The sequence below is a fragment of the Nocardioides sp. NPDC054178 genome, assembly GCF_055585005.1.
Genome location: NZ_JBVJKY010000006.1, coordinates 163,795 through 186,498, shown reverse-complemented (window position 1 = coordinate 186,498; position 22,704 = coordinate 163,795). Strand labels below are relative to the sequence as shown.

At 69.2% G+C, this 22,704-nt stretch carries 21 protein-coding genes; 9 read left to right on the top strand and 12 right to left on the bottom strand.

Annotated features, from left to right (window positions below; genetic code table 11):
* Positions 1-107 precede the first annotated feature (107 nt).
* The 3 genes from ccrA to ACZ6WN_RS21715 all read left to right on the top strand — a co-directional run bounded on the left by ccrA (position 108) and on the right by ACZ6WN_RS21715 (position 4,131).
* On the top strand, positions 108-1,448 hold the full coding sequence (gene ccrA / locus ACZ6WN_RS21725; RefSeq protein WP_465867501.1) for a crotonyl-CoA carboxylase/reductase: 1,341 nt from the start codon (positions 108-110) through the stop codon (positions 1,446-1,448).
* A gap of 320 nt (positions 1,449-1,768) precedes the next feature.
* A complete protein-coding gene (locus ACZ6WN_RS21720) occupies positions 1,769-2,935 on the top strand; it encodes a hypothetical protein (RefSeq protein WP_465867499.1) in 1,167 nt (388 codons plus the stop codon).
* Positions 2,932-4,131: an AI-2E family transporter gene (locus ACZ6WN_RS21715; protein WP_465867497.1), complete on the top strand. Its 1,200-nt coding sequence runs from the start codon at positions 2,932-2,934 to the stop codon at positions 4,129-4,131. Before ACZ6WN_RS21720 ends, ACZ6WN_RS21715 begins: the two co-directional genes overlap by 4 nt.
* A 52-nt stretch (positions 4,132-4,183) precedes the next feature.
* Here ACZ6WN_RS21715 and ACZ6WN_RS21710 read toward each other — a convergent pair whose 3' ends face one another.
* On the bottom strand, positions 4,184-5,146 hold the full coding sequence (locus tag ACZ6WN_RS21710; RefSeq protein ID WP_465867495.1) for an EamA family transporter: 963 nt from the start codon (positions 5,144-5,146) through the stop codon (positions 4,184-4,186).
* A gap of 38 nt (positions 5,147-5,184) precedes the next feature.
* Between ACZ6WN_RS21710 and ACZ6WN_RS21705 the strand changes: the two genes are divergently transcribed.
* A complete protein-coding gene (locus ACZ6WN_RS21705) occupies positions 5,185-5,745 on the top strand; it encodes a CGNR zinc finger domain-containing protein (protein ID WP_465867493.1) in 561 nt (186 codons plus the stop codon).
* Here the strand turns inward: ACZ6WN_RS21705 and ACZ6WN_RS21700 are convergent.
* On the bottom strand, positions 5,727-7,013 hold the full coding sequence (locus ACZ6WN_RS21700; protein WP_465867492.1) for an ArsB/NhaD family transporter: 1,287 nt from the start codon (positions 7,011-7,013) through the stop codon (positions 5,727-5,729). The genes ACZ6WN_RS21705 and ACZ6WN_RS21700 overlap by 19 nt on opposite strands.
* Positions 7,014-7,194: 181 nt before the next feature.
* Here ACZ6WN_RS21700 and ACZ6WN_RS21695 point away from each other — a divergent pair, with 181 nt between their 5' ends.
* Positions 7,195-8,142 carry a sensor histidine kinase gene (locus ACZ6WN_RS21695; RefSeq protein ID WP_465867490.1) on the top strand — a complete coding sequence of 316 codons (948 nt, stop codon included), beginning with the start codon at positions 7,195-7,197 and terminating at the stop codon, positions 8,140-8,142.
* Positions 8,139-8,801 carry a response regulator gene (locus ACZ6WN_RS21690; RefSeq protein ID WP_091047850.1) on the top strand — a complete coding sequence of 221 codons (663 nt, stop codon included), beginning with the start codon at positions 8,139-8,141 and terminating at the stop codon, positions 8,799-8,801. Before ACZ6WN_RS21695 ends, ACZ6WN_RS21690 begins: the two co-directional genes overlap by 4 nt.
* On the opposite strand, the gene ACZ6WN_RS21685 is transcribed toward ACZ6WN_RS21690, so the two are convergent.
* The 4 genes from ACZ6WN_RS21685 to ACZ6WN_RS21670 all read right to left on the bottom strand — a co-directional run bounded on the left by ACZ6WN_RS21685 (position 8,798) and on the right by ACZ6WN_RS21670 (position 14,026).
* On the bottom strand, positions 8,798-10,489 hold the full coding sequence (locus ACZ6WN_RS21685; protein ID WP_465867488.1) for an NAD(P)/FAD-dependent oxidoreductase: 1,692 nt from the start codon (positions 10,487-10,489) through the stop codon (positions 8,798-8,800). The two genes, ACZ6WN_RS21690 and ACZ6WN_RS21685, sit on opposite strands and share 4 nt — an antisense overlap.
* Positions 10,490-10,516: 27 nt before the next feature.
* Positions 10,517-11,308 carry an alpha/beta fold hydrolase gene (locus tag ACZ6WN_RS21680; RefSeq protein WP_465867486.1) on the bottom strand — a complete coding sequence of 264 codons (792 nt, stop codon included), beginning with the start codon at positions 11,306-11,308 and terminating at the stop codon, positions 10,517-10,519.
* A 17-nt stretch (positions 11,309-11,325) separates the two neighbouring features.
* Positions 11,326-12,114 (bottom strand): hypothetical protein, encoded by a 789-nt coding sequence (locus ACZ6WN_RS21675; RefSeq protein WP_465867484.1) that lies wholly within the window; start codon positions 12,112-12,114, stop codon positions 11,326-11,328.
* Positions 12,115-12,247: 133 nt separating this feature from the next.
* Positions 12,248-14,026: a 3-hydroxyacyl-CoA dehydrogenase family protein gene (locus tag ACZ6WN_RS21670; RefSeq protein WP_465867482.1), complete on the bottom strand. Its 1,779-nt coding sequence runs from the start codon at positions 14,024-14,026 to the stop codon at positions 12,248-12,250.
* Between the two features lie 62 nt (positions 14,027-14,088).
* Between ACZ6WN_RS21670 and ACZ6WN_RS21665 the strand changes: the two genes are divergently transcribed.
* Complete coding sequence (locus ACZ6WN_RS21665; protein ID WP_465867480.1) at positions 14,089-14,595, top strand: SRPBCC family protein; 507 nt, start codon at positions 14,089-14,091, stop codon at positions 14,593-14,595.
* Positions 14,596-14,723: 128 nt separating this feature from the next.
* Here ACZ6WN_RS21665 and ACZ6WN_RS21660 read toward each other — a convergent pair whose 3' ends face one another.
* Positions 14,724-15,890, bottom strand: a complete 1,167-nt coding sequence (locus ACZ6WN_RS21660) for a 3-hydroxyacyl-CoA dehydrogenase family protein (RefSeq protein WP_465867479.1) — start codon at positions 15,888-15,890, stop codon at positions 14,724-14,726.
* An 88-nt stretch (positions 15,891-15,978) separates the two neighbouring features.
* On the opposite strand from ACZ6WN_RS21660, the gene nucS reads away from it, so the two are divergent.
* Positions 15,979-16,653, top strand: a complete 675-nt coding sequence (gene nucS, locus ACZ6WN_RS21655; RefSeq protein WP_465867478.1) for an endonuclease NucS — start codon at positions 15,979-15,981, stop codon at positions 16,651-16,653.
* Between the two features lie 134 nt (positions 16,654-16,787).
* Positions 16,788-16,991 carry a hypothetical protein gene (locus ACZ6WN_RS21650; RefSeq protein ID WP_465867476.1) on the top strand — a complete coding sequence of 68 codons (204 nt, stop codon included), beginning with the start codon at positions 16,788-16,790 and terminating at the stop codon, positions 16,989-16,991.
* 51 nt (positions 16,992-17,042) lie between these two features.
* Here ACZ6WN_RS21650 and ACZ6WN_RS21645 read toward each other — a convergent pair whose 3' ends face one another.
* The 5 genes from ACZ6WN_RS21645 to ACZ6WN_RS21625 form a co-directional block, all read right to left on the bottom strand.
* The gene (locus ACZ6WN_RS21645; RefSeq protein WP_465867474.1) at positions 17,043-18,881 is read right to left on the bottom strand and encodes a bifunctional metallophosphatase/5'-nucleotidase; all 1,839 of its coding nucleotides are present in this window, start codon (positions 18,879-18,881) and stop codon (positions 17,043-17,045) included.
* 82 nt (positions 18,882-18,963) lie between these two features.
* On the bottom strand, positions 18,964-19,140 hold the full coding sequence (locus ACZ6WN_RS21640) for a hypothetical protein (protein ID WP_168381092.1): 177 nt from the start codon (positions 19,138-19,140) through the stop codon (positions 18,964-18,966).
* 21 nt (positions 19,141-19,161) lie between these two features.
* Entirely contained in the window at positions 19,162-20,055 is an 894-nt protein-coding gene (locus tag ACZ6WN_RS21635) for an FAD-dependent oxidoreductase (protein ID WP_465867473.1), read from the bottom strand.
* Between the two features lie 19 nt (positions 20,056-20,074).
* Positions 20,075-20,497: a DUF6069 family protein gene (locus ACZ6WN_RS21630; protein ID WP_465867472.1), complete on the bottom strand. Its 423-nt coding sequence runs from the start codon at positions 20,495-20,497 to the stop codon at positions 20,075-20,077.
* 121 nt (positions 20,498-20,618) lie between these two features.
* Positions 20,619-22,646, bottom strand: coding sequence for a protein meaA (locus ACZ6WN_RS21625; RefSeq protein WP_465867470.1), 2,028 nt, complete (start codon positions 22,644-22,646; stop codon positions 20,619-20,621).
* Between the last annotated feature and the right edge of the window lie 58 nt (positions 22,647-22,704).

The window sequence follows — 22,704 nt, the reverse complement described above, 5'->3', positions numbered from 1 at the left end:
GATCCAAGAGTCATGTGTCACATCAGGCTGGCAATAACGGTTACTCACCAGTAATGTCCAGCGAACTAGAGTCAACCGCGACCCCTACGACGACGCAGGAGCCGACCATGCAGAACATCCTCGACGCGATCCTCGCCGGTGATACACCGGGCGAGGAGTTCGCGAACCTCGAGATCCCCGACCACTACCGTGCCGCCACCGTCCACAAGGACGAGGTCGACATGTTCGAGGGCGTCGCGACCAAGGAGAAGGACCCCCGCAAGTCCCTCCACGTCGAGGACGTCGCCCTTCCCGAGCTCGGGCCGGGCGAGGCGTTCGTCGCGGTGATGGCCTCGGCGATCAACTACAACACCGTGTGGACCTCGATCTTCGAGCCGGTCTCCACCTTCGGGTTCCTGGAGCGCTACGGCAAGGAGTCCGAGCTCGGCGCCCGCCACAACCTCGACTACCACATCGTCGGCTCCGACCTGTCCGGCGTCGTGCTGGCCGTGGGCGCCGGCGTGACCAAGTGGAAGCCGGGCGACCGCGTCGTCGCCCACTGCCTCTCGGTCGAGCTCGAGGCCCCCGACGGCCACAACGACACGATGATGGACCCCTCCCAGCGCATCTGGGGCTTCGAGACCAACTTCGGCGGTCTCGCCGACGTGGCGATGGTCAAGGCCAACCAGCTGATGCCGAAGCCGGAGCACCTGACCTGGGAGGAGGCCGCCTCCCCCGGCCTGGTCAACTGCACCGCCTACCGCCAGCTCGTCTCCGCCAACGGCGGCAACATGAAGCAGGGCGACAACGTCCTGATCTGGGGCGCCTCCGGCGGCCTGGGCGGCTTCGCGACGCAGTACGCCCTCAACGGCGGCGCCAACCCGGTCTGCGTGGTCTCCAACGAGGAGAAGGCCAAGATCGTGCGCAACATGGGCGCCGAGATGGTCATCAACCGCTCCGAGATGGACTTCAAGTTCTGGAACGAGGAGGGCACCCAGCAGAACCCGAAGGAGTGGCTGCGCCTGGGCAAGGCCATCCGCGAGCTCACCGGCGGCGAGGACATCGACATCGTCTTCGAGCACCCGGGCCGCGAGACCTTCGGCGCCTCGGTGTTCGTGACCCGCAAGGGCGGCACCATCACCACCTGCGCCTCGACCTCGGGCTACATGCACGAGTACGACAACCGCTACCTGTGGATGAACCTCAAGCGGATCATCTCCAGCCACTTCGCGAACTACCGCGAGTCGTGGGAGGCCAACCGCCTCATCGCCCAGGGCAAGATCCACCCGACGCTGTCGCGGACCTACACCCTGGAGGAGGTGGGCCAGGCCTCGCTCGACGTGCACCACAACAAGCACCAGGGCAAGGTCGGCGTGCTCTGCCTGGCTCCCGAGGAGGGCCTCGGCGTCCTCGACGAGGAGAAGCGCGCGGCGCACATCGACAAGATCAACCTGTTCCGCGGAATCTGAGACGTCGAGTCCGGGGTAAATAGCCCATTTGAGACTGGATTCACGGCCGGTCTCCCCTTGCGCGAGGGGTGACCGGCCGTAGTCTTGCCCTTTGGGAGCAGAGGGCAAGACACAAACCCCCCTAAAGTGTGAGGAATCCGCCACAAATGACGAATGAGGGACTATCCATCTTCAACGAGGCTTCAGAGCCTCGGAAGAAGCCCGACCAGGACGCGACCGAGACACAGGTTCTCCCTCGGGTCCCTGGCGCTTCCGGATCGCCCAGCTCTGGCCACACCTCGACGCCACCGGCTCCAGGCTCACTCCCAGCCTTCCCGGTCGTGCGGCGTGGCGGCTACGACCCCGGCACGGTGAACGCACGGGTGCAGCAGCTTCTCCAGGCCAACGGCCAGGGTCAGTCGGCGCTGCGCAACGCACAGCGACGCATCGCCGAGCTCGAGCGCAAGGTCACCGACCTCAAGGCCGCTGCCACGCAGGGCAACGAGGCCCCCTCCTACGCCTCCCTGGGTGGTCGCGCGAGCGCGATGCTCCGGCTGGCCGAGGAGGAGGCCGCCGCGGTCAAGGAGTCCGCCGAGAAGGAGGCCGCGGTCATCCGCGAGGCCGCTCAGCGCGAGGCTGCCGCGACCAAGGCGTCCGCTCAGCGTGACATCGAGGCGCTGCGTACGACGCACTACAAGGAGATCGACGATCACCGCGAGAAGGTGACCTCGGAGGTCCAGCAGGCCCGCAAGATGGTGCAGGCCGAGAGCGACGAGCTGCTCGCCGCCGCCAAGCGCGAGGCCGACCAGATCCGGCTCGCCGTGCAGCAGGAGGTCACCCAGCTGCGCACCTCGACCCAGCGCGAGGTCGAGAAGGCACGCGCCGGCGCGGACCGTGAGGTCCAGGAGGCCCGCCGCATGCTCGCCGTCGAGCGCGAGCGTCTGGCCCGCGAGGCAGCCGACCACCACGACCAGGCGATGGCCGAGACCGCTCGGATCGTGACCGAGGGCGAGACCCGCGCCGCGGACGCCGAGGAGCGGGCCCGGATCGCCGCCCAGCACGTCGCCGACCAGCGCGCCGAGCTGGCCAAGGAGTCCGAGGGAATCATCTCTCGCGCCCGCCGCGATGCGGAGGCGATCCTGTCCAAGGCTCGCGCCGAGGCCGACCACCTCGCGTCCACCGCGACCGTCGAGGCCGAGAAGGGCCACGCGATCATCAAGGCCGAGGTCGACCGTCTCACCAAGCGCCGCGACGCGATCGCCGCTCAGCTCTCCTCGCTCACCGACCTGGTCTCCGGGTTCGGCAAGACCGAGGACCCGGCCGAGCTGGAGGCGCCGAAGCCGATCACCGAGGACGAGGACATCGTCGACGGTGAGCTCGTGGTCGACGAGAGCGTCACCCTGGTCGACTCCGACGACGATCTCTCGGACGAGGACTACGACGACTACGACGAGCCTTCCGAGAAGACCGCCATCCGCGAGCCCGAGACTGCGACCGAGAGCCGGTGAGCGGGGCCGCTGCCGACCGTCCTGAGGACGGTCCGGGAACGACGTCTGCCCAGACCGACCTCACCGACGACGCGACGGCCGACAGCGAAGCCGCGATCGACGTCACCGAGCCGGAGGAGGAGGAGAGCGAGCGGGACAAGCGGTTCGGTAGGCCCGGACCGCCGTTCGACCGCAGGTCGCCCTACCTGTTCGGGCTCCTCCTCGGTCTCGGCCTGCTGACGGCCTACGCCGCCGGCAACCTCCTCACCACGATGGGGAGCGTGATCCTCCAGGTGGTGGTCTCGCTCTTCATCGCCGCGGGTATCAACCCGATGGTGGTGTTCCTGCAGAGGCGGGGGTTCTCGCGGCCGTGGGCGGTCCTGTCCGTCATCCTCGGCGTGCTGGGCGCCCTCGCGCTCTTCTTCGTGGCGCTGGTGCCGGTGATCAGCGACCAGGTCGCCAAGATCTCGGCCAACGTTCCGGACTGGATCGAGGAGCTCCAGCGCAACCAGCGCATCCAGCAGCTCAACGAGGAATACCAGATCCTCGACAAGGTGCAGGACTACGTCGCGAGCGGCGACTTCGTGAGCAGCGCCTTCGGTGGCGCGCTCGGTGTCGGCCTGGCGGTGATCAACGTGCTCGTCACGGGCTTCATCGTCGTCGTCCTGACGCTCTACTTCATCGCCGCCTACGACCAGACGAAGAACGCCATCTACCGCCTCGCTCCGGCCTCGCGCCGCGAGCGGGTCGGCAAGCTCGGTGACCGGGTCTTCGACGGCATCGGGGGCTATGTCTCCGGCGCGTTCATCGTCGCGCTGTGCGCCGGTCTGTCCACCCTGGTGCTGCTCTTCGTCATCGGGATGGGCGAGTACGCCGTCGCCCTGGCGTTCGTCGTGATGATCACCGATGTGATCCCGATGATCGGGGCCACCATCGGCGCGGTCATCGTCTGTGCGATCACCTTCGCGACGACCGACCTGAAGACGGGGCTCATCGCGGTCATCTTCTACATCGCCTACCAGCAGTTCGAGAACTACGTCGTCTACCCGCGGGTCATGTCCCGCTCGGTCGACATCCCCGGCGTGGTCACCGTGATCGCCGCCCTCATCGGCGCCTCGCTCCTCGGTGTCGTCGGCGCGCTGCTGGCGATCCCGACCGCGGCGGCCGTCCTGATGCTGGTCCGTGAGGTCTACATCAGGGCCCAGGACGAGCGCTAGCAACATCCTTCGAAGCGCCGCACGCAGCTGATGCGTGCGGCGTTTCGTGCGCTCAGGAGGCGGTCGTGGACTGCTCGCCCTGCTGGACCGCGATGATGCCCGCCAGCACGACCAGCCCACCGACGAGCTGGATGAGACCGGGCGCCTCGCCGAGCAGGAGCCAGGCGACGACGACGGCCGAGACGACCTCGAGGAGGCCGACGAAGGAGGAGAGCCGCGAGCCGAGGGTACGGGTGGCGGCGATGCCGGTGGCGTAGGCGACCGAGCACGTCAGCACACCGAGACCCACCAGCGGCATCCACCAGGCCAGCTGCACGCCCGCCAGGACCACCGGCGAGGTCTCCATCGCGAACGGGATGGCTCCGACCAGGCAGAGCAGCGCGAGCAGGATCGTGGCCCCGGTCAGACCGAGCCAGGCCAGCGCGAGCGGTGGCAGCGTGGTGCTGGAGTGCGCGTTGAGCACGTAGTAGCCGGCCAGCCCGACGGCGGCCGCGGACCCCCACAGGACACCGAGCGGGTGCACGTTCGCTCCGCTGACCAGGTCGAGGACCAGGACGAGCCCGGCGATCGCGACCAGCGCCCCCACCATCGTCAGCCGCGAGGGCCGCTCGCCGTGCCGCAGCCACATCCAGGCGACGACGAGCACGACCCCCATGTACTCCAGCAGCAGCGCCGGACCGACGGCCATCCACTGCACGGCCGAGAAGAAGGCGAACTGCGGCACCACGATCGCCAGCAGTGCGTACGCCACCACGACCCGCCAGCTCCCGGCGATGTTCCGCCACCGACCGGCCAGCGCGCGCACCGCGAAGGGGGCCAGCACGACCGCGCCGATGCCGACGCGGAAGACCAGCACCCCGCCGGTCGACCAACCGGTGTCGAAGAGGCCGCGGCCCAGCGGCCCGGACAGGCTGAACGTGACCGCCGAGACGACCGCCATGAGCAGTCCGGCCGCCACCAGCGGCGTCTTCGTCGTGCTCTGCGGCACCGCCTCGTCATTGGTCAAAGTCGTCATGACACATGACGATCCCAGTGACGCGGTAATGTGTCAACATGGTTTTCACCCATGACACCGAGGTAGGCCTCCAGGCGGCCGCGGCGCTGGCGAACACCCTCGCCCTCTCCCCCGGCTCGGTCGACGAGCTGGCGACCGTGGCGGCCCTCGACGAGCTCTTCGTGACGTACGACTACACGGGGCGGCACGACCGCGACCGCGCCGAGCTCGACGAGGTCCGCGCCCTTCGCGTCCGGTTGCGCGACCTGCTCACCGCCGAGGGTGACGAGGCCGTGCGGCTGACCAACGAGATGCTCGCCGAGCACCGCGCGACACCTCAGCTCGTCCGCCACACGACCTACGACTGGCACATCCACGCCACGGAGCCCGACGCCCCGCTGGCCACCCGGATCGCCGTCGAGACCGCGATGGCCATGGTCGACGTGATCCGCGCCGGGGAGCTGTCCCGGCTCTCGATCTGCGCCGACGACGGCTGTGCCGGGGTCGTCGTCGATCTCTCCCGCAACCGTTCCAAGCGCTACTGCTCGCCGACCTGCACCAACCGCAACGCCGTCGCCGCGTACCGGGAGCGTCAGGCAGGTCACGCCAGCACGAAGTAGCGGAGCGCGACGTAGACCCAGGCGACGGCCAGCGTCACGATCGTCACCACGATGCCGTACCTGGTGAACTTCCAGAAGCTGATCGGGTGGCCGGCCTTGGCGGCGAGGCCGAGCACCACCACGTTGGCGCCGGCGGCGACGGCGGTCGTGTTGCCACCGAGGTCGGCACCGAAGACGAGGGCCCACCACAGCGGGCTGTCGGCACCCGAGGACGGCGTCGAGGCGACCATCTCCTCCACGATCGGCACCATCGCCGCGGTGTAGGGGATGTTGTCGACGAACCCGCCCACGACGGCCGACCCGATCATCAGCCCGGTCACCCCGGCGAGCTCGTTGTCGCCCATCAGGTCGGCGGCGTACGTCCCGAGCGACCCGATCACGCCGACCTCGACGAGGCCACCGACGAGCACGAACAGCGCCATGAAGAAGGCCAGCGTCGACCACTCGACCTCCTCCAGGAACGCCTCCGTGCGTGTCTGGGAGACGACCACCATCGCGCCGGCGCCGAGCATCGCGACCATCGACGGGTCCAGGTGCAGCTCGGTGTGCAGACCGAAGGCGAGCATCACCAGGGCCAGAACCGCCAGGCAGCGGTAGAGCAGGCCACGGTCCGGGATCGCCGAGGCGGGCGGCTCGATCAGGCCGTCCAGGTCGACCCGGCCACGGAAGTCGCGCCGGAAGAGCACCCGGACCAGGCCGATCAGGACGACCAGCAGGATCAGGCACAGCGGCAGGGAGTGGATCAGGAAGTCGTCGAAGGTCAGGTTGGCCCGGCTGGCCACGATGATGTTGGGCGGGTCGGCGATCAGGGTCGAGGTGCCGCCGACGTTGGCGGCCAGGATCAGCGAGATCAGGTAGGGCATCGGACGCAGCCCCAGCCGCTCGCAGACCGACAGCGTCACCGGCGTGACCAGCAGCACCGTGGTCACGTTGTCGAGGATCGGCGAGAGCGCAGCGGTGACCAGGATCAGCAGCGTCGCCAGCCGTGCCGGGCGGCCACCGGACTGCTTGACCGCCCACAGCGCGAGGAACTCGAACAGGCCCGTCTGCTTCAGGACGCCGACGATCACCATCATCCCGAAGAGCAGGAAGATGACGTCCCAGTCGACCCCGGTCTCATGGCTGAAGAAGGCCGATTCGGCGCTGATGATGCCGAGCACGACCATCGCGGCGACGCCACCCAGGGCGGCGGCGACGCGGTGGACGCGCTCGGTGGCGATGAGGCCGTAGGTGACGATGAAAACTGCCACCGCTGCGTACACGATCATGCGTTGAGCTCCATGCCATCGACTCTCCGTGACCGGAGACTCGATCCGAATGGGTGCTGCCACCCATAAGTCCTGGCCAGAGGACATGTCAGGGTTGGGGCATGAGCGAGCGCCAGCGAGCGACCATAGGCCTCAGGCCGCCACCTCCGTACGATCGCGCCTGCGCTACGGAGGTGGCGGCATGAGCCATCTACCCCTCTACTGGCGGGTCTGCCTGACCAACTGGGCGGTGTTCTGTGTCGGCACCCTGGTGCTGGCACTGTCCCCGGCCCGGGTCTCGGAGCGCGTCCTGGCCTCGGAGGCAGTGATCCTGGCGGTCGGGCTGGCCGTGATGGCGACCCTCAACGCGCTCCTGCTGCTGCGCAGCCTGGCGCCGATCGACCGGGTGATCCGCACCATGGACTCGGTGGACCACCTCTCCCCCGACCAGCGTCTGACGACGGAGGGCACGGGCGCCGGCGCGCGTCTGGTGGCCAGCTACAACGCGATGCTCGATCGGCTGGAGACCGAGCGGAGCACCAGCAACGCCAAGGCGCTCGCCGCGCAGGAGGCGGAACGACACCGGATCGCCCAGGAACTCCACGACGAGGTGGGACAGTCGCTCACCGTCGTACTCCTGGGGCTCAAGGGGCTGGAGCGACAGGTGCCGGAAGCCGTGCGCCCCGAGCTCGCCGCCGTCCGTGAGTCCGCGCGCACCGGGATCGACGACGTCCGCCGCGTGGCCCGTCAGTTGCGACCGGGCGTGCTCGAGGACCTCGGCCTCCACGCCGCCCTGGCCTCGCTGGCCACCGACGTGGGCGCCCTGGGCCGTACGACCGTACGCCGCACCATCGGCCGCGGCCTTCCCGACCTGCCCCAGGACCGCGAACTGGTGATCTACCGCGTCGCCCAGGAGGCGCTCACCAACGTCGTCCGCCATGCCCACGCCGCCACCGCCGAGCTCTCCCTCTGCAAGGTCGGCGACATGGCCGTCCTCACCGTCTCCGACGACGGCCGCGGCAGCGCCGCTCTCGTGCCCGGCGCCGGGATCAGCGGCATGCGGGAGCGGGCCCTGCTCGTCGGTGCCGACCTGAGCGTGACCAGCACGCCCGGCCGCGGCACCACCGTCCGCCTGGAGGTGCCGCTGTGACTCCCACCCCTGCGAAGATCCGGATCCTGCTGGCCGACGACCACACCCTCGTACGCCGCGGCGTACGCCTCATCCTCGACGCCGAACCGGACCTCGAGGTGGTCGCCGAGGCCGCCGACGGAGCCGAGGCCGTGGCGGCGCTGCGCGACGTCGAGGTCGACCTGGTGATCCTCGACGTCGCCATGCCCCGCATGACCGGGCTGCAGGCCGCGCGCACCATCGCCCGGATGCGTACGCCTCCGAAGATGCTGATGCTCTCGATGCACGACAACGAGCAGTACTTCTTCGAGGCGCTCAAGGTCGGCGCCAGCGGGTACGTCCTCAAGTCGGTCGCCGACGAGGACCTGGTCAAGGCGTGCCGCACCGCGATGAGCGGCCAGGCCTTCGTCTACCCCGGCGCGATGAGTGCGCTGGTGCGTGACTACCTCGACCGCCTCAACCGTGGCGAGAGCCTGCCGCGGACCGTGCTGACCGAGCGCGAGGACGAGGTGCTCAAGCTCATCGCCGAGGGCCACTCGACCCGCGAGATCGCCCGCGAGCTGACGATCTCCTACAAGACCGTCGAGCGGCACCGCGAGAACATCCTCGCCAAGCTGGGCCTTCGCGATCGCACCCAGGTGACCCGCTACGCCATCAGGGCGGGCCTCATCGAGCCCTAGGCGCCGAACTCCCGGGCGCGCAGCCGTGCCAGGTGGGCGTGCACGAGCGGGAGCACGGAGGCGCCCTCGCCGCTCGCGGAGGCGACCCGCTTCATGGACCCGGCGCGTACGTCGCCGACGGCGAAGACACCCGGCACCGTCGTCTCCAGGCTCGCGGGCGGGCTCCCGTCGACCCAGGCCTCGCGAGGCACGTCGCGGCCGGTCAGGACGAACCCGTGCTCGTCGAGCGCCACCCCCTCCGCCAGCCACGCGCAGTCGGGTTCGGCTCCGAGCAGGCAGAAGAGGCCGTCGGCGGAGGTCTTGGTGTCCTCCCCGGTGTCCAGGTTCTCCAGCCGCAGCCACTCCAGCTGGCCCTCCCCTCCGCCGTCGGCGACGACGGTGCGGGGCCGGACCTGGATGTTCGAGGTCGCCTCGATCTCGCGCGTCAGATAGGCCGACATGGTCTCGGCGAGGTCCGGTCGCCGGACCAGGATGGTCACCGTGCGCGCGAACTTGGCGAGGTGGATGGCCGCCTGCCCTGCCGAGTTGCCCCCGCCGATCACGAAGACGTCACGGCCCTGCATCTCGCGCGCCATCGACGTCGCGGCGCCGTAGTAGACGCCCGCTCCCACCAGGTCGTCCACGGCGGGCACCCCGAGCCGGCGGTAGGTCACGCCCATCGCGAGCACGACCGTACGCGCGCAGAACTGCGCGCCGCGCACGTGCACGTGCTGGTGCTCGGGCTCGTCGGCCGGACCAGGCTCGATCCCGGTCGCCGGGCGCCCGGTGAAGAAGCGCGCACCGAACCGGCTGGCCTGGATGCGGGATCGCTGGGCGAGGCGCATACCCGAGATGCCGCGGGGGAAGCCGAGGTAGTTGCGGATCATCGAGCTCGACCCTGCCTGTCCGCCGATCGCGTCGCGTTCCACGACGACCGTCGCCAACCCCTCCGACGCGGCGTAGACGGCCGCCGCGAGGCCCGCCGGCCCGCCGCCCACGATGGCGACGTCGGCGATCACGCCCTCGGGAATCTCGTCGAACCCGCCGTAGATGGCCTCGGCGGCCGTCGCCGCCGTGGCCCCGGAGACCACCCGGCCCGAGAACGTACGGACCAGCGGCAGTCGTGCCCCCGGACCTGCCGCCTCGATGACCTCCTGCGCCTCGTCGTCGCTCGGCTCGAGCGCGCGATGCGGGAAGCCCATGCGGTCCAGCAGGTCCCGGACCGCCGCCGCGGCGCGGTCGCCCGGCTCGGCCACGACGTCGGTCACGGTCACCAGGGGCCTGCCCACCGACCAGCCCCACTCCGAGAGCAGCTCGATCAGCGCGGTGTGGAACTCCTCGTCGCGCGGGCCGCGCGGGATGAGCACGTAGGTGTCCATCTCGCGCTGGAGCGCCGCGGCGCGCAGGTTGTCGAGAGCGCCGGAGAAGTCGTCCCACGAGACCAGCGCGACCCGGCGCGCCGTCGCCACGATGGCAGGTACGTCGTGCAGGAACTCGATCGAGGTGCCCTCGTCGAGCACGTGCTCGGCGGCGACCATCGCGATCTGCGCGCCCTCGGCCACGAGCCCGCGGGTCCTGTCGAGGCCCGCGGCGAAGCCCACCACCGCCTCGATCCGGTAGTCACGGTCGTACCGGGCCCGGAACTCCTGCTCGATGACGTCGGCGTGCTCGCCGCCGACCAGCACGATGACGGGTTTGTCACGCTCCATGCCGCACAGCGTAGACGCGGCGGCCTCTCAGTCGCCGAGGAACTGACGCAGAGCCGCCAGGAAGGTCTCCGGCTTCTCCGAATGGAGCCAGTGACCGGCTCCCTTGATCGTCACCTTGCGGTAGCGCGGGAACCACTCCTTCATCGCCGGCGCGTACTCGTCGGTGACATAGCTCGACAGCTCGCCGGCCAACCACAGCACCGGACCGTCGTACGGCTCGTACGCCTTCAGCTCCTCGGTCGGCCAGGCGCCGATGCGGTCGAGGTCGCGGCCGAGGACGTCCAGGTTCATCGCCCAGCGCCAGCCGTCGCCGTCGCGGCGCAGGTTCTGCAGCAGGAAGCCGCGGACCGTGGGGTCGGGGACCGCCTCCTGCATCCCGGCGTCGGCCTCCTCGCGGCGGGTGATGTGGTCCAGGTCGAGGCTCTGCATGGCCTCGACGTACGTCTTGAAGCCGCCGACGCGCTCGTAGACGACCGGGGACATGTCGGCCACGACGAGCTTCGCGACCAGCTCGGGGCGGGTGATCGCGAGCAGCATCGCCACCTTGCCGCCCATGGAGTGGCCGACCACGGTCGCGGGGTCGTCGGCCCCGTCATCAGTGGAGAGCAGCTCGGCGACGGCCGCGGTCACCTCGAGGTAGTCGAAGGTGTCAGGCTGCGGCGAGCGGCCGTGGTGAGGCAGGTCGACGAGCGTGACCCGATGCCTCTCGGCCAGCTGCTTGCCGATCGTGTTCCAGTTGCGTCCCTGTCCGAAGAGTCCGTGCAGGAAGACGACGCGACTTCCGGCCTCGCCGAGCTCGAGCGTGTGAAGTGGTGGCACCGGGGAAGCGTACAAACTCAGAAGTCGAAGCCGTCGAACATGTCCCCGATGCCGTCGCCGATGCCGCCGAACATGTCCCCCATGCCCTCGCCGATCCCACCGATCGCGTCGCCCATGCCCTCACCGATCTCACCGAAGGCGTCGAAGCCGCCGAACGCGCTGAACATCAGCCCGGCGAACATCCAGTCCATCGGCGAGAAGGCGCCGAAGTAGCCGGCGGCGTAGGGCCGGTAGGCCGGGCCACCCTGCCAGTAGGGAACGCGCTCGTTGCCGACCATCACCTTGCGGGTGTCGGGCTCCGCGCCGGCCTTGACGCGCTCGGCGTCGAGCGCACAGGCGGGTACGTCACGAGTGGTGCCGCCCGGAGGCGCCCAGGCCACGTCCTCGACCGAGAGCCCGTGGCGGGGGTCGAAGAAGCACGGCGGGCGGCGCTTGGGCAGCGGCTCGCCGGCCACCCGCGCCTCCACGCACGCGATCGCGTAGCGGCCGTCCTCGACGATCGTCGTGATCTTCTTGACGTCCTCGGGCACGGTCATCTTGTCGACGGTGCGCTTGGCCGTCTCGTATTCGTCCAGGGCGCGCTGGTAGTCGGCGTTGGCGCCCTCGTCGAGCTCCTTGCCCGCCATGTCCAGGTCGAGCTTCTGCAGCTCTTCACCGAACGCGGTCACGTCCTCGAAGGCGAGCTGCTTGACCGGCTCGAGGTCAGCGCGCTGCTTTTCCAGCGCTCGCGCCTGCGAACGCCTGTTGGTCACTACCACGGTCCCGATCACCGCGACGACGATGAGAAGTGCGATCAGAAGTCCCACGTCATTCAGCGTACTGCCACGGTGGTGGGGCATGGTTGTTCGTCAAGGTATGCAGACGAAGGAGCACATCCCACGCGGAGCTCCGCACGGGATGTGCGCCCTGAGCTGCATACCTTGACGAAGCGACGCGGGCTCAGCTGTAGTCGCGGAAGCCCTTGCCGGTCTTACGGCCGAGGTAACCCGCGGTGACCAGGTGCTCCAGGAGCGGCGCGGGCGCGAAGCCCGGCTCACGGAACTCCAGGTAGAGCTCGCGCTCGATGGCCAGCGAGACGTCGTTGCCGACCACGTCGAGCAGCTCGAACGGGCCCATCGGCAGCGCACAGCCGAGCTTCATCGCGGTGTCGATGTCGTCGGCGGTCGCGTAGTGCCCCTCGAGCATCTTGACCGCGTCGTTGAGGTAGGGGAAGAGCAGCGCGTTGACGATGAAGCCGGCCCGGTCACCGCACGAGACCGGCGACTTCCCGACCGCCGTGCAGAGGGCGCGGACGGTCTCGGCGACCTCCTCGTCCGTGGTCACGGTGGAGACGACCTCGACCAGCTTCATCACCGGCGCCGGGTTGAAGAAGTGCATCCCGACGACGTCGGAGGGCCGCTTGGTCACCTTCGCCAGCTCGATGACCGGCAGGCTCGAGGTCGTGGTCGCCAGGATCGCGCCCGGCTTGCAGATGTCGTCGAGGTTCTCGAAGAGCGTGGTCTTGATGGCCAGGTCCTCGGCGATCGCCTCCACGACGATGTCGACGCCGGCCAGGTCGTCGAGCGAGGTCGTGCCGGTGAGCCGGCCGAGGATCTCCGGCTTCGCCGACTCCTCCAGCTTGCCCCGGCCGATCGCCTTGTCGAGGCTCTTGGTGATCCGCGCGGCGACCCCGTCGACCTTGTCCTGACTGCGCCCGACGTACGTCACGTCGTAGCCGCCCTTGGCGAAGACCTCCACGATCCCGGAGGCCATCGTCCCGGTGCCGACGACGCCGACCTTCGAGATCTGGCGGCGCAGCTCGTGGGTGGCATCGGCGCTCGGGGTCAGCGCGTCGGGGACCACGACGGGCGAGTCGGCGGCCTCGTAGGTGTAGAAGCCGCGGCCCGACTTCCGCCCGAGCATGCCGGCGGTGACCATCTGCTTGAGGATGGGCGCGGGGGCGTGCAGACGGTCGCGGCCCTGGCGGTACATCGTGTCGAGGATCTCGTAGGAGGTGTCGAGCCCGATCAGGTCCAGCAGCGCCAGCGGGCCCATCGGGTAGCCGCAGCCCAGCCGCATCGCGGTGTCGATGTCCTCGCGGGTGGCGTAGTGGCCCTCGAACATCGAGACCGCGTGGTTCAGGTAACCGAAGAGCAGCGCGTTGGCGATGAACCCGGCGCGGTCACCGCAGACCACCGGCGACTTGCCGAGCTTGCCGACGACCTCGCGCGCCTCCTCGAGCACGTCGGGCTCGGTCACCACGGTGCGTACGATCTCGACGAACTTCTGCACCGGGGCCGGGTTGAAGAAGTGCACGCCGACGACCCGCCCGGGGTGCTTGGACGCGGTCGAGATCTCGGTGACCGACAGCGACGAGGTGTTGGTCGCCAAGATGGTCTCGGGAGCCACGATCTCGTCGAGGGTGGCGAGGATCGACTTCTTCAGCTCCAGCGACTCCACGACCGCCTCGACGACCATGTCGACGTCCTTGAGCGCGGTCGCGTCGGTGGCGAAGGAGATCCGGCCGAGCAGCGCCTCCTGCTCCTCCTCGCTGAGCTTGCCGCGCTTGACCGCGCGACCCGTCGAGTGCGCCAGGTGGGCCTTGCCGCGCTCGAGGCCCTCCTCGTCCCGCTCGACCCCGACCACGGTGAATCCGTTACGGGCGAACACCTCCGCGATCCCCGCACCCATGGTGCCCAGGCCGACGACTCCGACTGTCTCGATCGTGCGCTCACTCATGCCGAGCATCCTGCCATGGGGTGAGGTTCGGCACGCGGGTGATGCCGCTAGATTCGGGCGCTGTGACCGACCAGACCCAGACCGACGAACGCCTCGAGGCCGAGCGCATCGACGCCGAGCGGATCGTCGCCGCCTCCCCCGCCGACATCTTCGCCGTTCTCACCGACCCCGACGGCCACGTGGCCATCGACGCCTCCGGCATGCTCCAGTCCGCGGAAGGATCACCGGTGGGTGCGGTCGGTGACCGGTTCGTCGTCCACATGGACCGCGAGGCCCTCGGCGACTACCCGATGGGCAGGTACGACGTCACCGTGATCATCACCGGGTTCGAGCCCGACCGGGCGATCGAGTGGACCATCGACGGCACCATCAAGCCGCCGATCGGCCACCGCTTCGGCTACCAGCTGGAGCAGCTCGACTCCGGCGACACCCGCGTCACCTCGTACTGCGACTGGTCCACCGCACTCCCCGAGTGGAAGACGATCTTCCCGGTGATCGACCAGAAGTCGATCCGAGCCACTCTGGGGATCCTGGAGCGAGCCGTACGCCGCGGCTACCCCCGCCCCTGATCGCCGAGGCGTCACCCCCGCAGGCCGAGGCGTCACCCGTGCGAATCGAGCCGTCACCGACGTGCCGACTCGATTCGCGTACGTGACGCCTCGGCCGACGTAGGTGACGCCTCGGCCCGGGGGTGGGATCAGTAGGTGTGGAAGCCCTCGCCGGTCTTGCGACCGAGCTTGCCGTCCTGGACCTTCTGGACCAAGAGGGCGGCGGGCTCGAAGCCGGGCTCGCCGAACTCGTTGCGGAGCTCGGCCTGGATAGCCAGGGAGACGTCGTTGCCGACGACGTCGAGGAGCTCGAACGGACCCATCGGGAAACCGGCGGTCTCCTTGATCGCGGCGTCGATCTCGGCCATCTCGACGCCGGACTCGTGCAGCTTGACGGCGTCGTTGAGGTAGGGGAAGAGCAGCGCGTTGACGATGAAGCCGGAGCGGTCGCCGCAGGAGACCGGGACCTTCTTGACCGCGATGGACAGCGCGCGCACGGTCTCGTCGACCTCGGGCGCGGTGAGGTCGGTGGTGACCACCTCGACGAGCTTCATGACCGGTGCGGGGTTGAAGAAGTGCATCCCGATGACGTCGCCGGGGCGCGCGGTGACCTTGGCGAGCTCGGTGATCGGCATCGAGCTGGTGGTCGTGGCCAGGATGGCGCCCGGCTTGGCGATCCGGTCGAGGTCCTTGAAGAGCTGCGTCTTGATCTCGAGGTCCTCGGCGATGCCCTCGACGATCAGGTCGGCCGCGCCGAGGTCCTCGCGCGAGGTGGTGCCGGTGAGGCGGCCGAGCACCGCGGCCTTGGTCTCCTCGTCCGAGCGGCCCTTCGCGATGGCCTTGTCGAGCGACTTGGTGATGCCGGCGACGACCCCGTCGAGCTTCTCCTGGGAGCGGCCGACGAAGACGACGTCGTACCCCGCCTGGGCGAAGACCTGGACGATGCCGGAGGCCATCGTGCCGGTGCCGACCACGCCGATCTTCTCGATCGTGTGGCGCAGCTCCGGAGCCGGCCGGTGGTCCCCGGCCACGGCCGCGAACGTCCCGGCCTCGCCGGCGACCTTGGTGAGCAGGTCGGCCGGCTTGTGCAGGTTGTCGCCGGTCTCCTCGAAGCGGGCGAGCAGCGCGTCGCGTACGGCGGCGGCGCCGATCTCGTCGGCCGTGGCCAGCGGTCCCTGGGGGTAGCCGCAGCCGAAGCACATGGCGTTGTCGATGTCGGTGGCGGTGGCGTAGCCCGACTCGAGCATCCGAATGGCGTGGTTGAGATAGGGCAGCACGAGCACGTCGTGGATGGAACCCTGGGTCGAAACCGTCATGCGACGGAAGACTGCCAAATTTATTACCCATGAGTAACCCCTGGTGGCGTGACGCTGCTCACATCAGCCCATGCGGTACGTTCTCCCGGTGAGACTCGTCGTTGCCACCTGCCAGGTCGACTACGCGGGGCGGCTCACCGCCCACCTTCCGATGGCCACCAGGGTGCTGATGCTCAAGGCCGACGGATCGGTGCTGGTCCACTCCGACGGGGGCTCCTACAAGCCCCTCAACTGGATGTCGCCGCCCTGCACCCTCTCGGAGGGCAAGGCCGACGACGGCCGCCTCGAGTGGACGGTCACGTCCAAGACGGACGACACCCTGCGCATCCTGATCGAGGAGATCCACCACGAGTCGTCCCACGAGCTCGGCATCGACCCCGGCCTGCAGAAGGACGGCGTCGAGAAGCACCTCCAGGAGCTCCTCGCCGACCACCCGGCGACGCTGGGCGAAGGGCTGACCCTCGTCCGCCGGGAGTACCCCACCGCGATCGGGCCGGTCGACCTGATGTGCCGCGACGCCGACGGCAGATCGGTCGCGGTCGAGATCAAGCGGCGCGGTGAGATCGACGGCGTCGAGCAGCTGACCCGCTACCTCGAGCTGCTCAACCGCGACCCGCTGCTCGCCCCGGTACGCGGCATCTTCGCCGCTCAGGCGATCAAGCCCCAGGCGCGCGTGCTCGCCGAGGACCGCGGCATCACCTGCGCGATCGTCGACTACGACGCACTCCGCGGCCTCGATGATCCGACCGAGAGACTCTTCTGACCAACAGTTGGTGCACGGTCAGGCAAGTTCACGCAGGTGAAACACCATTCCTTACCTTTGAGTAGGGTCAGCGTGACACTATTCACGCCATGTCCATGAATTACTCGGGGCATGGCGTTGGGGGCCGCCTGTCCGTGAGCGACGTCGAGGCGATCATGATCGATCTCCTGACGATGCAGCAGATGCACACGGCGGAGTTTCACGCGATCAAGAACCGGATGGAGCGCACCGACGCCGCGATCGACAGCGTCAACGCGCGCCTGGACAGCGTGGAGCGGCGGCTGGACGACCTGCTGATCTCGATGAGCCAGCTGCTCAACTGGATCAACCCCCGCTGACCCGTCGATCGAGTCGGCTCATCTTGACGTAGATCCCTGCCGACTCGGCGCTCAGGAATTGACGGTGATGGGCTCGCCGCCGGAGACGAGGTGCCAGTCGACCGAGGCGAAGGCGGCCGGGTCGATGACCTGGTGAGCAGTGACCCAGTCGATGAGCAGCTGCCGGATCTCGACCTGCTGGTTGTAGACCACGGTGGCGTCGGTGACGTGCGGGAAGCCGCCGCCACCGGACTGGCGGTAGTTGTTGACCGCGAGCACGAACTCCTGCGCATCGGTCACCGCGACGCCGTCGTAGGCGAGGTCGGTGATCCGCGAGCCCACCGCGAGCGAGATGTCGATGTCGTAGGTCAGCGCCGCGTCGAGCCCGGCGATCGTGTCGAAGTTGTAGTCGGGCGTGCCGTTGGGCGCGGTGTCGGTCGGCGCGTTGGTCACCGCGTCGATCGGGAACGGGCCGGTGCCGCTGACCTGCTTGAAGTAGCGCGCGGTGAACTCGAGGTAGTCCTTGAGCTGGGCGCCGGTGATGCGCACCGCCATCAGGGTGTTGTCGTAGATGTAGAGGCCGGCCACGTCGCGTACGGTCACCTCGCCCGCGGGGAAGGCCGCCGCGCGGCTGAACGGCGCCGCGATCGAGATGACCGGCAGCTCCGCGTCCGAACCCGTCAGCGCCGCCTTGACCGCATCGGCCTGGACGTAGTTGACGAAGTCGATGATGGGTACGTCCTCGACGACCGCACGAGCGGCCAGCATCTCCACCGCCGAGGTGCCGACGACGGAGTTGACGTAGTCGATCACGACGTCATGCTGCTCCTGCACCGCGGCGGAGACCTCCGGGTCGGCGTCGACCGTGTTGGAGTTGAGCGTCTGCGAGGTCGCCGACTCCAGGACCCAGCGGGGTCGGCCGTGACGCTTCTCCTGGCGCACGACCAGGTCCATCACGGAGACGCGCATGCCCCAGTACAGCGGCTCGGTCAGCAGCACCTGCTTGCCGGTCTCGGTGTTGGTGACGAAGCGCTCGGTGATCTCGCGGTGGGCGTGGCCGACGAGGATCGCGTCGACGTCCGGCACCTGCTCGGCGACGAGGGTGGCGGCGTTCTCCGGGGGCAGGTCGTCGCCGTAGGAGCTGGAGGTGTCGGCGCCGGAGTGGGCGCTGATGATGACCAGGTCGCAGCCGGCCTTCTTGAGCTCGGGAACGAAGATCTTGGCCTGCTCGACCAGGCCGGGGAACTCCATCCTGCCCTCGACGTTGGCCTTGTCCCAGATCGCGATGCCGGGGTTGGTGAGGCCGAGCACACCGACCTTGAGGCGGCGGCCGCGGCTGAGGCGGAACTCCTTGATGATGTAGGGCGGGAAGACCGGCAGCTTCGTCGACGGGTCGACCGCGTTGGCGCCGAGCATCGGGAAGTTCACCTGCTCCTCGAACTTCCGGATCGTGTCGATGCCGTAGTTGAACTCGTGGTTGCCGAGCGCGGCGGCGTCGTAGCCGACCAGGTTCATCGCCCGCGCCATCGGGTGGATCGCGCCCTCGGTGATCGGGTCGATCCGGGCGTAGTAGTAGGCCAGCGGGGTGCCCTGGATGGTGTCACCGGCGTCGATGGTGAGGATCGGCTCGCCGCGACGCTCCTCGCGGACGGCGTCGATCAGCGTCTTGACCTTGGCGACACCGATCTCGTTGCCGGCGCTGTTCGAGAACTCGGCGTTCTTGTAGTAGTCCCAGTTGAAGACGTTGCCGTGCAGGTCGGTCGTGCCGAGCACGGTCAGCCGGACGGTGTCGTGCCTGCCCACGCCGTTCGCACCATGGGCCGGCGCGGCGGTGTAGCCGGCAGCGCTCAGCGCCGCGGCGCCCGTGACAGCAGCACCGGACAGGACAGAGCGGCGGGTGGCGTGAGGCATCGGTAACGTCCTTGCACGAGTAGGTAATCGACTGCAAGGCAATTCCTACCACCTCGGGCGCAACTTGGCGGCGCCTTTCCCGTCAAGCAGTCAGATGCTTCTTCTTGACCGGCTTGCCGTCGAGGGTCACCAGACGGCGCTTCTTGACCGTCATCCCCTCGGGCAGGGTGCCTTCCTTCAGCATGCGGATCGGGCACCGCTTGCAGCGCGACTTCGACACGCAGCACTCCGTCTTGGGAGGCTTCCTCTTCTTGCCCACGCTCGAAGGGTAACAGCCGGGTTAGGCGTGCCTTACCTCCACGAGCGCCGCCACCTCGGTGGCACAGCCCCAGCTCAGCGTCACCCCGGCGCCGCCGTGCCCGTAGCAGTGGACCACTCGCCCCTCGCGTTCCAGCCGGACCGAGGACCGGGCCGGCCGGAGACCGACCAGATGGGCTCTGACCTCGGCGTTCGCGATCTCCGGCACGGCGGCGGTGGCGTCGGCCAGGATCCGCTCGGCCGTACGCGGGTCAGGGCTCTGGTTCCAGGCGTGCGGCACCGACGTACCTCCGACCACGGTGTCGCCGCCGCGCGGGAAGACGTAGGAGGGGGCCTCGCTGTCGGCGTCCAGCCACTCCTCGGTGGCTCCCGGCCCGAGGACGACGATCTGGCCCTGCACCGGGTAGAGGCTGGTGTCGCCGATCAGCTCTCGCGAGCCGAGCCCGGTCGCGTTGACCACGACGTCGGCGTCCAGACTCGCCAGGTCGTCGACGGTCCCGGTCGTGATGGTTCCGCCCGCTTCGAGGACCCGGCGCTCGAGCCACGGCAGGTAGACCGGCATCTCGGCGATCGGGGCGGTGAACTCGGCGCGGCCCTCGGTGATGGTCAGGTCGGTGAGCGGCGCGGCCCACCACAGGTCGGCCTCGGGGTGGTGCTGGGTGCCGTGCACCATGCGTACGCCGGCCTCCGGCTCCTCCTCCGCCAGCCGGGCGAGCTCTCGGAAGGTCTCCGCGGCCCAGGCCGTCACCCGCTCACGCGGCTCGGCCAGATAGGGGAACCAGAACCCGCCGGCCACCGCTGAAGTGGTCCCGCTCGTCCGTTCCCGGCCGATCACGCCGACCTCGTGACCGGCCTCCAGCAGCCGCACCGCGCACGAGAGCCCGATGACTCCGGCTCCGACCACCGTCACTCGCATGCTCGGCAGGCTACTCGGGTCACGCGTCGAGACGACGAGCCAGCACCGGGATCACGATCGCGGCAGCGACGACGTGCAGCGCCATCAGGACGACCGCGCTGGCGGCATCGAAGCCGAAGGTGACGTCGGGGACGAGCGAGGCGACGGTCAGCACGACGGTGGTGACCACGAACGTACGCCGCGGGCGGCGAGCCACCCGGGCCATCACCGCGGCCATCGCGACGCCGATGAGCGAGAAGAAGGCGGTCAGCTGGGCGAAGCCGAGGATCGGGATCGGCCCGGAGGCGGTCTCGAAGCTCACCCCGGCCGCCGAGGCGACGGCGGCGAGGGCGGTGACGATCGCGCTCGCGGCGACCGTGGCGCCGAGGCCGTGGAGCCAGACGGACCTGCGGGCGGTGGAGCGGGTCGAGCGGGCGTTCTGCTGGGCGGTGATCGTGGACATGTCGTTCTCCCGTGAGGTGGCGGGAGGCGCCGTCCGCCTCCCTCTGCCCCTTCCACGAACGGCCGCGCGCCGGATCGACACGGCTCCTGAAGTTTTTTCGGGAGCCGTGCCGATCCTCGACTCAGGAGAGGCCGTTTGCCTTGCGGATGACCTCGACGATGTCGGCCATGATCTCGGTGAGACTGAAGTCCTTGGGCGTGTAGACCGCCGCGACCCCCGACTCGATCAGGGTCCTGGCGTCGGACTCGGGCACGATGCCGCCCACGATGACGGGTACGTCACCCAGACCCGCCTCGCGCAGCCCCTCGACCACCGAGGGCACCAGCGACATGTGCGAGCCGGAGAGGATGGAGAGCCCGACGACGTGTACGTCCTCGGCGACCGCCGCGGCGACGATCTGCTCCGGGGTGAGCCGGATGCCCTGGTAGATGACCTCGAAGCCGGCGTCACGGGCTCGCACGGCGACCTGCTCGGCACCGTTGGAGTGCCCGTCCAGACCCGGCTTGCCGACGAGCATGCGCAGCTTGACGCCGAGCTCCTCGCCGGTGGCCTTGACCCGGTCGCGTACGGCCGACAGCTCGGCACCCGCCTCAGCGGCACCGACGGCGCCGGAGACACCGGTGGGCGCTCGGAACTCCCCGAAGACCTCGCGCAGGGTGCCGGCCCACTCCCCCGTGGTCGCGCCCGCGCGGGCCGCTTCCAGGGTTGCCGACATCAGGTTGGCGTCGGTCTTCGCGGCGGCCGCCAGCGCGGCCAGCGCCTCGGCGACGGCCGACTCGTCGCGCTCGGCCTTCCACGCCTCGAGGGAGGCCTTGGCGGCCTCCTCGGCGCGGGGGTCGGCCACCATGATCGCGGCGTCCAGGTCGGCGGTCAGCGGGCTCGGCTCGGTCGTGGTGAACTTGTTGACGCCGACGATGATCTCGTCGCCGGACTCGATGGCGGCGCGACGGCGCGCGTGCGAGGAGACCAGCTCGGACTTCATGTAGCCGGTGTCGACCGCGGCGATCGCTCCGCCCATGGCCTGGACCCGGTCGATCTCCTCCTTGGCACCGGCCACGAGCTCGGCCACCTTCGCCTCGACGACCGGCGAGCCGTCGAAGAGGTCGCCGTACTCCAGCAGGTCGGACTCGTAGGCCAGCACCTGCTGCAGGCGCAGCGACCACTGCTGGTCCCACGGCCGCGGAAGGCCGAGCGCCTCGTTCCAGGCGGGCAGCTGCACCGCGCGCGCACGCGCGTTCTTGGACAGCGTCACGGCGAGCATCTCGAGCACGATCCGCTGGACGTTGTTCTCCGGCTGCGCCTCGGTCAGGCCGAGCGAGTTGACCTGGACGCCGTAGCGGAACCGGCGCATCTTCGGGTCCTCGACCCCGTAGCGCTCCCGGGTGATCTCGTCCCACAGCTCGACGAAGGCGCGCATCTTGCACATCTCCTCGACGAACCGCACGCCCGCGTTGACGAAGAACGAGATCCGGCCGACGACCTTGCCGAAGTCCTCCTCGGAGACCTGACCGGAGGCCTTGACCTGGTCGAGGACCGCGATGGCGGTGCACATCGCGTACGCGATCTCCTGCACCGGCGTCGCCCCGGCCTCCTGCAGGTGGTAGCTGCAGATGTTGATCGGGTTCCACTTCGGGATCTGGTGGACGGTGTAGGCGATCATGTCCGAGATCAGCCGCAGGGAGTGCTCCGGCGGGAAGACGTACGTCCCCCGGGAGAGGTACTCCTTGATGATGTCGTTCTGGGTGGTGCCGGCCAGCTTGGCGGCCACCTCGGCAGGGTCCATCTCGGGGTTCTGCTCCTCGGCGGCGACCTGATACATCGCGAGCAGCCACATGGCGGTCGCGTTGATCGTCATCGAGGTGTTCATCTCGGTGAGCGGGATCTGGTCGAAGAGCTTGCGCATCTCCCCCATGTGCATGATCGGCACGCCCACCTTGCCGACCTCCCCGCGGGCGAGGACGCTGTCGGGGTCGTAGCCGGTCTGCGTGGGCAGGTCGAAGGCGACCGAGAGACCGGTCTGGCCCTTGGCGAGGTTGGTGCGATAGAGCTCGTTGGACGCCTCGGCGGTCGAGTGGCCGGCGTACGTCCGCATCAGCCAGGAGCGATCCTTCGCCGGGCGGCTCTGCTCGGAAGGCGTGGTGTCCGTCATAAGAGGCATGCTAGCCCCTCGGTTACCGCTCAGTAACCGGCTCCGGTGTGGAAGATGT